Annotated in this window: 13 protein-coding genes; 9 read left to right on the forward strand and 4 right to left on the reverse strand. The window is 52.2% G+C overall.

What is annotated here, in order from left to right; genetic code table 11:
- Positions 1–44: 44 nt before the first annotated feature.
- Genes BMX75_RS14420 through BMX75_RS14430 form a run of 3 tightly spaced genes read right to left on the reverse strand, consistent with a single transcriptional unit; the run spans position 45 to position 3,062 of the window.
- Positions 45–848 carry a SapC family protein gene (locus BMX75_RS14420; RefSeq protein ID WP_092829078.1) on the reverse strand — a complete coding sequence of 268 codons (804 nt, stop codon included), beginning with the start codon at positions 846–848 and terminating at the stop codon, positions 45–47.
- A 5-nt stretch (positions 849–853) separates the two neighbouring features.
- The gene (locus tag BMX75_RS14425) at positions 854–1,714 is read right to left on the reverse strand and encodes a hypothetical protein (RefSeq protein ID WP_139197170.1); all 861 of its coding nucleotides are present in this window, start codon (positions 1,712–1,714) and stop codon (positions 854–856) included.
- Positions 1,683–3,062 (reverse strand): TolC family outer membrane protein, encoded by a 1,380-nt coding sequence (locus BMX75_RS14430; RefSeq protein ID WP_092829082.1) that lies wholly within the window; start codon positions 3,060–3,062, stop codon positions 1,683–1,685. The genes BMX75_RS14425 and BMX75_RS14430 overlap by 32 nt, the downstream gene beginning before the upstream one ends.
- A gap of 224 nt (positions 3,063–3,286) precedes the next feature.
- On the opposite strand from BMX75_RS14430, the gene BMX75_RS14435 reads away from it, so the two are divergent.
- The 9 genes from BMX75_RS14435 (at position 3,287) to BMX75_RS14475 (ending at position 12,705) form a co-directional block, all read left to right on the forward strand.
- A complete protein-coding gene (locus tag BMX75_RS14435; protein WP_092829085.1) occupies positions 3,287–4,324 on the forward strand; it encodes a helix-turn-helix domain-containing protein in 1,038 nt (345 codons plus the stop codon).
- Positions 4,325–4,581: 257 nt separating this feature from the next.
- Entirely contained in the window at positions 4,582–4,980 is a 399-nt protein-coding gene (locus tag BMX75_RS14440; RefSeq protein WP_245748571.1) for a tyrosine-type recombinase/integrase, read from the forward strand.
- 348 nt (positions 4,981–5,328) lie between these two features.
- Positions 5,329–5,667, forward strand: coding sequence for a type II toxin-antitoxin system RelE/ParE family toxin (locus BMX75_RS14445; RefSeq protein ID WP_092829087.1), 339 nt, complete (start codon positions 5,329–5,331; stop codon positions 5,665–5,667).
- The gene (gene nadS / locus BMX75_RS14450) at positions 5,664–5,948 is read left to right on the forward strand and encodes a NadS family protein (protein WP_092829089.1); all 285 of its coding nucleotides are present in this window, start codon (positions 5,664–5,666) and stop codon (positions 5,946–5,948) included. Before BMX75_RS14445 ends, nadS begins: the two co-directional genes overlap by 4 nt.
- Before the next feature lie 592 nt (positions 5,949–6,540).
- Complete coding sequence (locus tag BMX75_RS14455) at positions 6,541–8,430, forward strand: Dam family site-specific DNA-(adenine-N6)-methyltransferase (RefSeq protein ID WP_092829091.1); 1,890 nt, start codon at positions 6,541–6,543, stop codon at positions 8,428–8,430.
- 2 nt (positions 8,431–8,432) lie between these two features.
- Positions 8,433–10,178 (forward strand): AlwI family type II restriction endonuclease, encoded by a 1,746-nt coding sequence (locus BMX75_RS14460; protein ID WP_175474747.1) that lies wholly within the window; start codon positions 8,433–8,435, stop codon positions 10,176–10,178.
- Positions 10,175–10,525, forward strand: a complete 351-nt coding sequence (locus BMX75_RS14465) for a restriction system modified-DNA reader domain-containing protein (protein WP_092829095.1) — start codon at positions 10,175–10,177, stop codon at positions 10,523–10,525. Before BMX75_RS14460 ends, BMX75_RS14465 begins: the two co-directional genes overlap by 4 nt.
- 625 nt (positions 10,526–11,150) lie before the next feature.
- A complete protein-coding gene (locus BMX75_RS14470) occupies positions 11,151–12,242 on the forward strand; it encodes a helix-turn-helix domain-containing protein (protein ID WP_092829097.1) in 1,092 nt (363 codons plus the stop codon).
- Complete coding sequence (locus BMX75_RS14475; protein ID WP_092829099.1) at positions 12,217–12,705, forward strand: PIN domain-containing protein; 489 nt, start codon at positions 12,217–12,219, stop codon at positions 12,703–12,705. The genes BMX75_RS14470 and BMX75_RS14475 overlap by 26 nt, the downstream gene beginning before the upstream one ends.
- Positions 12,706–12,836: 131 nt before the next feature.
- Here BMX75_RS14475 and radC read toward each other — a convergent pair whose 3' ends face one another.
- The gene (gene radC, locus BMX75_RS14480; RefSeq protein WP_092829101.1) at positions 12,837–13,334 is read right to left on the reverse strand and encodes a RadC family protein; all 498 of its coding nucleotides are present in this window, start codon (positions 13,332–13,334) and stop codon (positions 12,837–12,839) included.
- Positions 13,335–13,368: the final 34 nt, after the last annotated feature.

Consider the following 13,368-nt stretch of genomic DNA (forward strand, 5'->3'; position numbering starts at 1 on the left):
TAGCGGGGAAACTCAATAGCGTGAAGCGAGTAGCTGTCCCACCGTTAGTGAACCGGTGCCGTATCGTCAGCATCGCTGGCAACAGCCTGGTCGGCAGGGTCACCTTTGGACTGGGCGCCGACGCGCTCACCGCCGCGGGCCAGACGGCTGAGACGATTGAAATTGCGCATCGACTGCAGGTGGATATACAGCAGCTCCAGCTCATCATTGGCCAGCATGGCCTTGAGGGCATTCTCTTCGATCGCCTTGAGCTTGCTGCGATTGACCGCCTTGAACCCTGTCAGGGTGCGAGAACCACCCTCGCCCTGCCGCACCTGGGCCTGGACGTCCTCGAGCAGATCGAGCTCCAGCAGCCGCTTGCCAAAGGCGCGGGTGCGCTGAAAGTGCGCCTGATAATCCTGCAGGAAGCTGAGCACCCGCTCGAGATACTGAGTGCGCTGGCCGTCACTATCGAAGAAACGCTCGCCCTTGCCTTCAGCGTTGATGCCCGAGTAGGTGTCATCGATGCACAGAGTGAAGGTCTTGCCCTCTTCGCTTGAGGCAAACACGAACGGATAGCGGCGCAGGAAGGCAGGCACGTACTCACCGCGCCACTGACCCTCTTCATCGACCATCAGATTGCTGTCCTGAGCCAACCCCAGCACCGCCACCGGCAGCACGCCGTCGTCGGTGTCAGTAAAGACAATCGGCAGATCCGTGGCGGCAGCAGGAAACTCGCCGGCCATCAGCGGTACCGAATTGACCTCGGCGGCGAAACCGAAGTCCTGGCTAACCTTGAGTGACAGCTCGCCATGCTTATCGCGGGTGATCGGCTGTACGTTGCGATAGATAAGAAGTTGCGTTGCCATTGGGATTAGTACTCCTGGTTGGGACGTTTGGCGACATGGCCGCCGTAGTAGCAGGTGAAGAAGGGCCGGCCTAGATGATCCACCCCTAGTGAAATATTGCTCAGCAGCTTATCGCCGTATCGACCCAGCCAACGCTGAACCAGCATTCGAGGGCCCAACTGCCAGTGCCTGGCGAGGCCGAAGAGTGGACCGGCGATACGCCCCAGCGGCATCTGCGCGGCGTGAACGTGCAGGTTGATAGAGTGGCGGGGCGTTGCCTGGCCAAGGCGATGCTCCTCAATCCGCACGCTGATCGGCGGCCAGGAAACCTGCTTCAAAGCAAACTGGATCTCAAGATGTTCGACCAGGTCGCCGAGTGGCTCTGGCATATCCTTGAGCTGGTCATTGATCCAGCGGCGCGCCTCCTCCGCCGAACAGGCCAGCACATAGTCAGAGCAGTCAGCCGCCGGCTCGCCGGCCTGCCATTTCCAGGCGCGGTAGAGTGAAAAACGCTGCGTCGGGGGAGCGCTGGGCATTGGCGTCTCCCAATACACCTTGCAACGTTGTTCCTCGACACCCAGGTGAAGGTAGTGAGGACGTTGCCCACACTGCGAGGCGGCGAGAAAGTTGCCCTGATCGCGTGACGGCATGCCGAGCGACTCGAGTAACGTCGGCAATCTCTTCTGCAGTTGCGACATATCAAGCTGCTGCAGTGGAATACCGACTAAGCGACGTGCCGACGACCACTGCGCTGGCCGCCACTTGTCCGAGCGCTCCTCGAAATGCCCATGGCCAAGTGCTTCAGCAAACTCACGCATCAGCGCCAGATGTCGATATGTCGCCGCATGCGAGGCGTCAGAAACTGGAAAGTTGGCTAGCAAAGACATCAACAGGTTCATCCAGTAGGGCATCGATCTGCTGCAGATCGTCTGCGTTGATTACCCCAGCGGCATGCCGCAGGCGCAGCACGCCAAGCAGGTAGTCGTAGCGAGCCCCCGCCAGTTCGCTACGGGCGAAGAACAGCTCGCGTTCGGCGTCGAGCAGGTCTAGCAGCGGCGTCACGCCGGATTCATACCCCACTTGACGCGATTCGACGATTCGCTGGCTGGTACGCAGCGATTCACTAAGTGCCCGCTCACGAGACATCGCGGTGAGAATCCCCTGATAGCCGGCGCGCACCTCGCGGTTGAGCTGGCGACGCACCTGGTCATGTCGAGAGCGGCTTACCTCGATCAGTTGCTCCCCCTCACGCACCTGAGACGAGACCATGCCGCCGCTATAGATGGGAATATTCAGATCGAGGCGCGCAATCTGGGTTTCCACTTGGCTACCGCCGCCGAACAACGAGCCCTCGGTATCGTCGTTCTCATAGCTGACTGTCAGCCCCAGCGTCGGCAAGTGACCACCACGCCGCACCCGCACTTCCTGGTTGGCAACTTCCATTGCCAATTCGGCGGCCTGCAGTCGTGGGTTGCGCTCCAGCCCCAGCCGCGTCCACTCATCTTGGTCATCAGGGTCGGGACGCTCCAGATTGAGGTCATCACGCACCGGCTTGAGGCGGTCCGGCAAGGAACCGGTAACCTCTTCCAGGCCGTTCAAGGCATCACGCAGCGAATTTTCGACCTCCAGCTCACGCGATTCCACCTGTAGCAGCCGCGATTCGGCGTCGAGCAGATCCACCTCACGAGAAAGACCATCCTCGTATCGCGCCCGAGCCTCTGTGAGATTAGTGGCAACTTCCTCCTTTTCTGCCTGCAGGAAGGTCAAATTCTCATAGAGGGCCAAAGCATCAAAATAGCGTTCGGCAACTCGCAGCACCAGATCCTGGCGGGCTACCTCAAGCTCTGAAGCAGCTTGCTGGGTTTCTGTGTCGGCCTGACGAAAGGCGGCCCAGCGCGAGTAGTCGTAAACCGATTGCTCAAGGGAGATACCATAGACGGTGGTGGGAAAGCTGGTACTGCCGCTGTCAAACACTTCATTATCGGTGCTGACAATACTCTGCGACGTATCGGTATAGCTGGCATTGGCCGATATTTGCGGCAAAAGCGCCGCGCGAGCCTGGTCATAGCGCTCGTCAGTTGCCAGCTTGCCGTAGAAGTCCACTTGGAACTGAGGATCGTTCTGCATTGCCGCCTCATGAGCCTGCATCAGGCTGGTTGCTGACGCCGTCGGTGTAACCAGTAATGAGGCCACCGCGAGCGACAATAGGTGGCGGCGGGTTATTGCCCTGCTCATTGTTGTATCACTCCTCGAAGCGAGGCTCCCTGCGTTGGAGCGTGTTAAATGTTACATGGCTTTACAATTTTACTAATTAGGTCATTCTAGTGACTTAGATCGCACTCAGCGCGACAGTCTGTTCCATACATAACGCCAATTTGTCCTTAACGAACTTGGCAACCGCTGCACCGCTAAAATGATCAGGCGAGTGCCCGACGCCAAAATGTAAAACGGGAGGTAACGTGCAGCGACAACAACGACACAACAAAACAGGGTATATGGAGCAGCCATTACCTCACGTTCAATTCACCACACATGGCCTAAAGAAAGAATACAAATCAAAAGCTTGGCGAGATATATCCGCTCCCTTCTTTCACGTTGATCCGTATCGAAGCGAGACCCTGGAGGGCGAAATCGACTCCTACCTGTTTGGGGATTGGATGTTCGGCACGATTCGCTGCAATCGCCACCGCTTTTTTCGTGAAGCGTCGACCGCTCCAAGTGAAGGACTTAACTATTATTTCATCCAGTTGTATGAAAGCGGTTACCTAGAGGGGTATTGCGGCGACACGCTGATACAGGCAAGGCCTGGAGACATCAGTTTTCTCGACACCCGGCAGCAAATCGACCTGAAGGCGAGCCCGATGGAGAGCCTCACCTTGATCATGCCGAGATATGATCTCGGCTTCGACGTCAACGAGACCAATCTGCATGGCACTCTGCTACGTCGTGAACTACCATTGACCCAACTGATCTCAGCACATCTGAAGCAGCTCTGCGCGATACTGCCCGAGTTGAGACAATGTGACGTGCCTCGCTTGCAGCCATCGACTCGCACCCTACTTGCCTCGGGCATCGATCCTGCGGAATACAGTAAGGCGAGTCTTGCTCCATCCGCCAACAGCTTGAAACAGAGGCTACATGCATTCATTGATCGCCACTTGACGGATCCCTCGCTCGGTCCTGCCATGTTGATAGAAGCCTTCAACATCTCTCGCACTACCTTATATCGGGCCTTCGGCAAGCCGGGCGTCAGTGATTATGTTTGCTATCGGCGTTTGGAGTCGTCACTAAGGGACATGCGAAATCAGCCTCAGCAGCCGGTAAGTCAGGTAGCGTTTCGCTGGGGGTTTTCTAACGAGAGACAATTCCAGCGCGCCTTCAAGACTCACTTCGGAATGACACCTCAGGAGGCAAGAGACCAGAGCGACCTTCTCTTGCAGCGCAGCTCTCCGACCATCGCCATTCAAGAGACCTTGCACTACTGGTCAAATCATTAAGGTCTCATTGCAGAAGGATGGTAACCTCATCCTAATAGCCCAGACATTGAACCAAAAAAGGCTCTCAATTTTCGGTTTAGGTAAAGTCGCACGGAATGTAATTATGCTAGCCATACTTAACAGCATACGCTGCTGAGAACGGATGGCGCTGGTAACTAAAAATGTCCACAACGGGCTAATTGCGCTCTAGTCACACCAGACAAAAAACGTTAACCCCAGGTCCATTCCACTTCTGAAAGAAGCAATTCCATTGATGAATGGAGCGAAGCCCAATACCTCCGTTCAGAGTTGGTAAGAGACGGTCGCGTTACCTACGTGGATACCAAGAACGGGCGCAGCCGGTCGGTACCCTTGCTGACGACCTCTATCAACGCCTCAAGGCTCACGGCCCAGAGGTCGGGCGTCTATTCCCAAGCGATGCTTACCAAGCCTTTACCAATGCCATCAAAAATACAGACATCAACCTGCCTAAAGGGCAGCGAACCCATGTTCTCAGACACACCTTTGCCAGCCATTTCATTATGAACGGTGGCAACTTATTAACATTGCAAAAGATACTCGGCCATCAATCCATACAAATGACCATGAGATATTCCCACTTGGCACCTGACCACCTAAAAGAAACGATCACGTTCGGCCCGAAGATCTTCGGTTGACACTTGGTTGACACTTTGCGGGAAAAAGTACATCGAGGGAGGGAATTTTGGCGCGTAAGTCATTGATAATTGGTGGGCCCAGTCCGACTTGAACGGACGACCAAGGGATTATGAGTGCAACCAAACTAACTTTGGGATCGCGCCTGCAATGCGGAAACACTGATTTTCAATGAGTTAAGGATTTCCATAGTTTACACCAATAACATGGTTTTCACCCTGTTAGCAGCCAAATAACAACCATGTGGCAACCTAATCACTGACAGCTACAGCAAGATAAGGTCGATAATTGATAACCATGCATGTACAGTGTACACTAAAAAACGCATTGGCTAAAGGAAGTGCCCTTACGTGAGTCATGCGATTGAATTTATCGAAACCCCGACGTTCACACGCCAGATCCATGCCATTGCGACAGACGACGAATTAAAGGAGCTGCAGCGCATCCTGATTGCGCAACCCGACAAAGGTGACCTGATCCAGGGCACGGGAGGACTGCGCAAAATACGCATGGCTTTGGGTAACCAAGGCAAGAGTGGCGGTGCCAGGGTTATCTATTTTTTGGCAACAGCAGAGAGAATCTACCTGATACTGGCCTACCCCAAGAGCGTAAAGGACAGCTTAACTCCCGCTGAAAAGGCCACATTGAAAGCACTGACCCACCAACTGAAGGGGGAGGTTTCCAAATGAGCATTTTTGACGAACTGCAATCATCACTGCAGGAAGCCGTTGAGATCAAACAAGGTAAGGCGCAGGCCAGCCGCATCACACGTCATGAGGTGGCCGATGTAAAAGCCATTCGCTCTAAGCTCCATGTATCTCAGACGGAATTTGCTAAAGCTATGGGTACCAGTGTTGATACCATCAAAAGCTGGGAAACCAAGCGCCGTAACCCTACGGGACTAGCCGCTAAGGTGCTGGCGACGATTCAGGACAACCCCGCTTTTTTCAATGAGCTTGCTTCGCATTAGCATTAAAAACATGCGAGAAAGAAAGCGTAATTCTTGGTATAGATGCCTATTGGATAGTAAGCGTTCATTCCAAGGCGTTCTGCCACTCCGATAAATTTTTCCCTGAAGTAATTTCACAATTTTCAATACGAGGTCACCCACGTCACCTCCATGAGCAAGCATCGGACGCTGGAAAACCTGGTTCGTCGACACTCCGTTACGGGCACTGATCGACCCACGCGCCCCTGACCACCAAAGCCAACAGCCGGAGGCCACATTCCATGCGCATTGAAGACCTGAACATTGACCAGTTACTCGAAATGAATCTGAATATTGATAAATTAAAAATTAGTCAACAAAAACAAATATTTATAATAAATAAAACAAATATTTTAAGATATACTCCCCAATCTACTCCCCACATTGCGTAGATATAGAATCATGAGGAGGGGTATGCCACCAATAGGTTTTTGCAAAGACTAGAACAGCTAGCCACCGCAGAGAAGCCCAACTTCATTACAGACTGATTACAAACCATCGAAATACATGAATGACTATTGACAAGCGCGGTGAATTGGATCAAATTTGATCCAAAATTTCAGGAATCAAATTGATGAAGTGTGTAGCAACAAAGGCTGTAGCCAAAACGATTCAGGCAAAGCCTTTCCTCAAATGGGCGGGCGGCAAAACGCAGCTTCTCGCTGAGCTCAGGGCCAAGGCACCATCCAGCTATGGCCAGTATATTGAGCCATTTATCGGCGGGGGCGCTATGTTCTTCGCCATGCAGCCACGTACTGGTGTCATCGCCGATTCAAATCCTGAATTGGTTAACGTCTATAAATGTCTTGCCAACAATGTGGAGCAAGTCATAGAGCACCTTGCAAGCTTTAAAAACGATGAAACGGACTTTTACGCAGTTCGGGCGTTGCGTGCTGAGGAGCTAGAAAAGGAATATGCAGCTGCTCGCACCATATACCTGAATCGTACTTGTTTTAATGGCCTCTATCGTGTCAATAAGAAAGGTGAGTTCAATGTTCCTTATGGCCGATATAAAAGTCCCAGCTTTTGCCAACCAGAAACTTTGCGGGCCGCATCAGAGGCGCTCAAGAATGTAGAGATTATCTGTGGCGATTATAGGGATGTACTCGCCCAAAAGGCAAAACGTGGCGATTTTATTTTCCTCGATCCTCCCTATTTACCAGTATCGAAATACGCCGACTTCAAGCGGTACACCAAAGAGCAATTCTATGAAGAAGATCACCGCGAACTAGCTGAGGAAGTCGCCCGCCTTCAAAGGTTAGGTTGCCATGTTATCTTGACAAACTCCAACCATCCGCTTGTTCATGAACTGTACGAACCTTACGAAATAGAAGTTGTTAACACCCGTCGCAATATAAGTTCAAAAGCCGGGAGCCGCACTGCCGAGGACGTAATTGTCAACGTACAACCATATCCACGTTTCGCTATCCGTGAAGTGCCTGCCCCGTTGAATAAAAAGGTATTTGCGTACCCATCCACCCGCTTCATGGGGTCAAAAGAGAAGCTTTTGCCCTATATTCAAGACGTAGCCTCTCAGTTTGAATTTGATTCAGCCCTAGATCTATTCTCTGGCTCCGGCGTAGTAGGCTATCTGTTCAAGACGATGGGAAAACAGGTGTTCACTAATGACTACATGGCCATGAGCGCTACGTTCTCAAAAGCCATGGTCGAGAATAACGGCCACACCCTCACTGAAAAGGAAATCGACAAGCTTTTTTCACCTAATCCAAAGGCGAGTCGCTTTGTACAGGAAACTTTTGAAGGGCTTTATTACACCGATGAGGAAAATGCCATCATAGACTTGGTGCGCTCCAACATTTGCAAATTACCCAATAGCGAAAAGCGAGCTGTAGCCATGTCGGCGCTCATTCGGGCATGCCTTAAAAAGCGTGCGCGGGGCATATTCACCTATACCGGGTTGCGTTACGATGATGGCCGCGCTGACCTTCGTATGAGCATGGAAGAGCAAATACGAAATGCAGCCAAGCTGATAAATGCTGCCGTCTTTGACAACGGCAAAAAGAACCGTGCGCGTCATGGTGATGCCATGACGACTCGATACAAAGCCGATCTTGTCTATATTGATCCTCCTTATTACAGCCCACTTTCCGATAATGAATACGTCCGGCGTTATCATTTCGTAGAAGGACTGGCCCGGAACTGGGAAGATGTAGACATGCAATGGCATACTAAGACGAAGAAATTCAAAAACTACCCGACTCCGTTTAGCACACGCTTTGGAGCTATAGATGCTTTCGACAAGCTATTTCGACGCCTAAAAGACAGCATTTTACTTGTGTCGTATTCGTCAAACTCGCAGCCAACCCGCGAGGAGATCATATCGCTCATGTCCAAATACAAACGGCATGTCGAGGTGATTGACATTGATTATCGATACAGCTTCGCTAACCAAAGCAACGATACAAAGAACGAAGTACAAGAATATCTATTTGTAGGCTATTGATGATGCTCTGGCATATTGGCAATACAACTGTTCGCACACCCTACCGCCTCCGCGATGCCTTGCGAGTTTTGCAAGGCTCGCCGTTAAACGGCAACATATCGGGCCGGGCTCAGGAAAACACCTTTGCCTATCTATTGCATGACGAAGGCATACTCAATGCTCCCCGAGTAACCGAGGGTAAGGACGCATCTGATCTTGGGCGTAAATGGCGGGCAGCGCTTTCGCAGCTGGGCTTTATCACTCCGCAGCTCACGAGAGGTATTCACAGCGGCACGACAGATCCAGTCTTAGCCGCTTCGACCGAAGATATTGAACAGCTTTCTGGCCGTCCCTATGAAATCACGCCAAACGGCTACCGTCTTGCGCATTCCGAAATCATCACCGCGCAACAGGAATGCTTTCTGCGCTCGCTTGCGAGCTATCGCATTCCCTCGCCGATCGAGAAGCAATATACCGGCGATAGTTTTTCTCCGCTGCGCTTCACTCTACGCGTGATGCAGGGCCTAGCCGAAGGCGGACACGTCGCGACACTTTCCTTTCAGGAGTTTGCCCTCTTCGTGCAAACTTCGACCCCGGCAAATGGCATCAATAACACCGTAAGGAAGATCGTAAATTTTCGACAGGGGCGCGATGAGGCACGAGGAAATGTCCGCGCCTATGACCGCAGATTTTACGAAGATATAGCCGCCGAGATCGACCGCCAGACCAGTACGCTCGATGATTATGCCGACCTTTCTTTCCGTTATTTGAAAGCCACTGGCCTTTTCCGCACCGCAGGGCGCGGCATAGCCCTTTCCCAGCCTCGCGCGCAGCTTGCCGCCTTGTTGCTTGATGAGGAAGAAACCACGCTCGATAACAAGCCTTATTTTTATGCGCTCTGGCAAGGTGCGGAATTACCTACTGATAACGCCGAATCTTCCAATACCGTGGTGCAAGATCTTGTAGAGCAGCTCCAGGATCGTGGCGTTCAGGTAGAGGCGCCTGCAGCCGATACGCCTTTGCCCGATCTTGAACAGTTCCGGCACGAGCTAGACGCTATGCTCTTGCAGCTCGACGAACAGGAATATGCTGACCGGCAAGCAGATGAACTGGATGAAATCATGGCATGGCTTGAAGCCATACCGACTCGTGGCAGCGCCACTTTGCCGGACGGCAATAGGGTCACAATTCCACGCGGGGAGGGCCCGGTCTATCTAGAATGGGCTATATGGCGCGCATTCCTTGCTATGGACAGCCTTTGCAATCCGCCTTGGGAAGCCCGGCGCTTCCAGATCGACCAGGACTTCCTACCGGTAAATTGCGCCCCCGGCGGCGGGCCTGATATGGTTTTTGAATTCGAGGATGCCATTATCGTGGTGGAAGTAACTCTAACCACCTCATCACGGCAGGAGGCCGCCGAGGGCGAGCCAGTTCGCCGTCATGTTGCGCAATACACCGAAACATCGACAAAACCTGTCTATGGTCTGTTTATCGCCGTACAGATTGATAGCAATACAGCCCATACCTTCCGTTCCGGTGACTGGTATCTGTCAGATGACAGCAAAATATCTCTCGATATTGTGCCACTGACCCTTGGCGACTTCGGGAACTTTCTTGCATCTGGCAGTGAACGGCTGGCCGATATGCCCGGATTGCTGCGCCAGCTCATGATTGAATGCCGCGCCAGGGCCAATCAGGATGCGCCCCAGTGGAAACAGTCAATCCGTGCGATTGTGCAGCGTGTTTCCGGTCACGGAGGCGCAGTATGAGTGATAAACGGATCAAGCTCGCCGCTCTGATCGAGGCCGGTATAATCAAACCCACCTTTCCCATTCATGTGAACTTTAGGGGCAAGGATTTTCGCGCCGAGATTGACTCGGACGGCTTCGTGCTAATGAACGGCAAACGCCATACATCACTGTCAATCGCTGGCGGTGTTGTCCGCGCTACCGTATCGGGCAAACCCGATGACGGCCTGCCTTATCGCCGCGTCAATGGCTGGACGTTCTGGCGATATATCGACGAAGATGGCCAGACAAGGCCGGTGGACGATTTAAGAAAAAAATACAAAGCGAGCAGACCTTTTACGCTAGAAAATAAGAAAGACGATGCTTAACGAAACAAGAAAAGGCTCTTCTATGCTGGGTGTGGAATTCATCCCCTGAGCTGGGCCAAAATATGACCTCCATAACGGCAGTAGGTATGGCATGGACGGCACCCAGATTCTAACTTCAGCTTGGGCTTGGAAGTGCCTTGCACCCTCAAGGACCAGCACCTGAATACCGCCTTGTCATCCCACCCCCTGTATCTTTATTTCGAGTCGGAGTGAAGCACCCATTTATTCCTGTCCAGAATGTTGTAAGTCCTGCCACTGTTCTGGCGTATGTTGCTTTCTCACGTGGGGTAACCTTGTGTTGGGAAGTGAGAGGCTACTGTAGGATGATTTTCATCGGGGTGGCAAAATGCCCTGAAATGAACGCTCACGTCGAATATGGCAACTCACCAAGAGAGCAGAGCCGCCATGCTAAGTCCTGATCTTTTGCGTCCTACCGGCCAAGGGTCCCGCCTTGGTTGGGAATCCTTCCTTCATTTCATCTTCCTTGATTCCCTCGTAGTAGTTTTCTAATAAGAAAACCACCACATGTAGTGTCCCTATGTCTAAATCTACATGCTAGGTTGACAGGTTTAAACCCAATCACCATATTGTCAACTTAATCCACCTTACAATAAGGTAGTAAGTCATGCTGCATGATCGTATACATCGTGCGCGTGTCCTCAAGAATATGACCTTGCAGCAGTTAGCCGATCTGCTGGGGGGCATAACCAAGCAAGCTCTGTCGAAATATGAACAGGGCAAGGACGCGCCCAATTCGACTCGCTTGATCCAACTGGCGGACGCGCTTGGGGTTAACCCTGAGTATTTTTTCCGTTCAGACTCAGTAGAGCTGGGAAAAGTAGACTTCCGTAAGCACTCTGCCTTCGGAAAACGCCAGCAAGAAGCCGTCAAGGAGCAAGTGCGTGAGCACCTTGAGCGCTATTTAGCGGCAGAGAGCCTTTTCCAAACCGGCCAATCACCTGATGAATTTTCCAAATGGCATCAGCGTTTTTCCGTATCCAATATCGATGAGGTTGAACAGGCAGCTAATAAACTCCGCGAAGAATGGCAGCTTGGGCTAAACCCTATCGCCAATCTGACTGAAACCCTGGAAGAAAACGGCATTAAAGTCGTCAGTCTTCAGGCCAACGAGAAATTTGATGGGCTTTGCGCCCTCGTCAACGATGGCGCGGATGCCGTTATTGTCAGTAATACTGAGCGTCCTGGTGAACGCCAGCGTTTTAATCTCGCCCATGAGCTAGGACATTTGGTGATGTCACTGCCTGAGGAGCTTCATGGCACTCGGGATGAAGAAAACTGGTGCCACCGCTTTGCTGGGGCGTTTCTTTTCCCTGCAAATCAAGTGCGCGCTACCTTTGGTGAGCACCGCAAACGGGTACTATTCCAGGAGTTCCTTCTGGCCAAGGAGGAGTGGGGTATTTCTATTCAAGCCACTTTGCGTCGGTTATATGACCTGGCTATCGTTAGTTCGAGCTTCTATCAGAACACTTTTCGCCTATGGTCGATGCAGGGTTATCGAAAAAATGAACCTGGTCGACAAGAGCCTGAAAAATCCTATCGCCTGAAACAATTGGTTTACAGGGCGCTGGCTGAAGGGCTGGTTACTCCTTCAAGAGCGGCGGAGTTGCTCAGTGTAAGCCTCGGCGAGATCGAGGAGATTATGGCAAACGGACAGGCAGGTGACAGTGAGCATGCCCGCGAAAATTCTTGTCACTGATACCAATATCTGGATTGACCTAAACCACAGCGGCCTGCTTGAAACCGTGTTTTCTCTACCTCACCAGTTCGTAACCACCGACTTTGTGTGGCGAGAGCTGAAAAAGCCACCTGGTAAAGAACTAACACGCCTGGGGCTTGCGGTTGAAGCATTCAATGGCGATGAGGTAGCAACGCTTTTTACGCTACGCCAAACATTGGGTAACACCTCGCTTGCGGATGTCTCCTGCTATTTTCTTGCAAAAGAAAGGGGCTGGACACTGTTGACCAATGACGGTGCGCTCAGGAAATCAGGTCAGAAAAGCCAGCTAGAGGTTCGTGGTGTACTTTGGATCCTGGATGAACTGGAAGCCCATGCGCTTCTTGCTCCATGCCAGCTGGCCGATGCTTTGGAAACGATGCTGGAAGCGGGAGCCTGGCTACCGGAACACGAGTGTTATCAACGACTCGGCCGATGGCGGTAAATATGGCGTTCGAGATAACGCCCCAGAACAGGTAAAAGGCTTCTTGTCGGCTATGAATATTAGCCAAAAAAAACAGCTCAATCGGAGGGGGACCGCTCCCCAGGAGCGGCGCCAGATTTAGAGTTAATCAGTTACAAATACCCTATCTCAGCAAATGACTTACACCCATCGCTTCCCACCACTACATGATCAATCACCTTGATCTCCATCAGCCCCAGGGCTTCCTTCAGGCGCTCAGTGATTCGCCTATCTGAATCGCTGGGTTCAGGGTCACCACTGGGGTGGTTATGCACCAGAATGACGGCAGCGGCGTTATAGGCCAGCGCGGCTTTCAGCACTTCGCGTGGGTAAACGCTTGCGGTGTCGATGGTGCCACGAAAAAGCTCTTCAAAACGGATAACGCGGTGCTGGCTATCCAGGAATAAGACGCTGAACACCTCATGCTCGTAGTCTTGCAGCAATAATTGCAGGTGCTCAAAGGCTTGCGAGGGTTGGGTGATCTTGCGGCCTTTGGCCAGCTTGCGGCGCGCAAAGCGCTTGGCCATGGTGATAATATCGGTTTCAGTGACGGGCGAGGTAACGTGATAGGTACCCGCCACTTCCCCCGCTTTTAGTTTCGAGTGCGTCATGGTTGACTCCTAAAAAGAAAACGCCGGGGTGGTG

Source organism: Vreelandella subterranea, assembly GCF_900111305.1.
GTDB classification, from domain to species: Bacteria; Pseudomonadota; Gammaproteobacteria; order Pseudomonadales; family Halomonadaceae; genus Vreelandella; species Vreelandella subterranea.

Excerpts from the sequence above, each read along its gene's own strand:
- nadS (WP_092829089.1), top strand. The coding sequence starts at position 5,664 with ATGAGCATTTTTGACGAACTGCAATCATCACTGCAGGAAGCCGTTGAG.
- BMX75_RS14425 (WP_139197170.1), bottom strand. The coding sequence starts at position 1,714 with ATGTCTTTGCTAGCCAACTTTCCAGTTTCTGACGCCTCGCATGCGGCG.
- BMX75_RS14420 (WP_092829078.1), bottom strand. The coding sequence starts at position 848 with ATGGCAACGCAACTTCTTATCTATCGCAACGTACAGCCGATCACCCGC.
- BMX75_RS14455 (WP_092829091.1), top strand. The coding sequence starts at position 6,541 with ATGAAGTGTGTAGCAACAAAGGCTGTAGCCAAAACGATTCAGGCAAAG.
- BMX75_RS14465 (WP_092829095.1), top strand. The coding sequence starts at position 10,175 with ATGAGTGATAAACGGATCAAGCTCGCCGCTCTGATCGAGGCCGGTATA.
- BMX75_RS14475 (WP_092829099.1), top strand. The coding sequence starts at position 12,217 with ATGCCCGCGAAAATTCTTGTCACTGATACCAATATCTGGATTGACCTA.
- BMX75_RS14470 (WP_092829097.1), top strand. The coding sequence starts at position 11,151 with ATGCTGCATGATCGTATACATCGTGCGCGTGTCCTCAAGAATATGACC.
- BMX75_RS14440 (WP_245748571.1), top strand. The coding sequence starts at position 4,582 with ATGGAGCGAAGCCCAATACCTCCGTTCAGAGTTGGTAAGAGACGGTCG.
- radC (WP_092829101.1), bottom strand. The coding sequence starts at position 13,334 with ATGACGCACTCGAAACTAAAAGCGGGGGAAGTGGCGGGTACCTATCAC.
- BMX75_RS14430 (WP_092829082.1), bottom strand. The coding sequence starts at position 3,062 with ATGAGCAGGGCAATAACCCGCCGCCACCTATTGTCGCTCGCGGTGGCC.
- BMX75_RS14460 (WP_175474747.1), top strand. The coding sequence starts at position 8,433 with ATGCTCTGGCATATTGGCAATACAACTGTTCGCACACCCTACCGCCTC.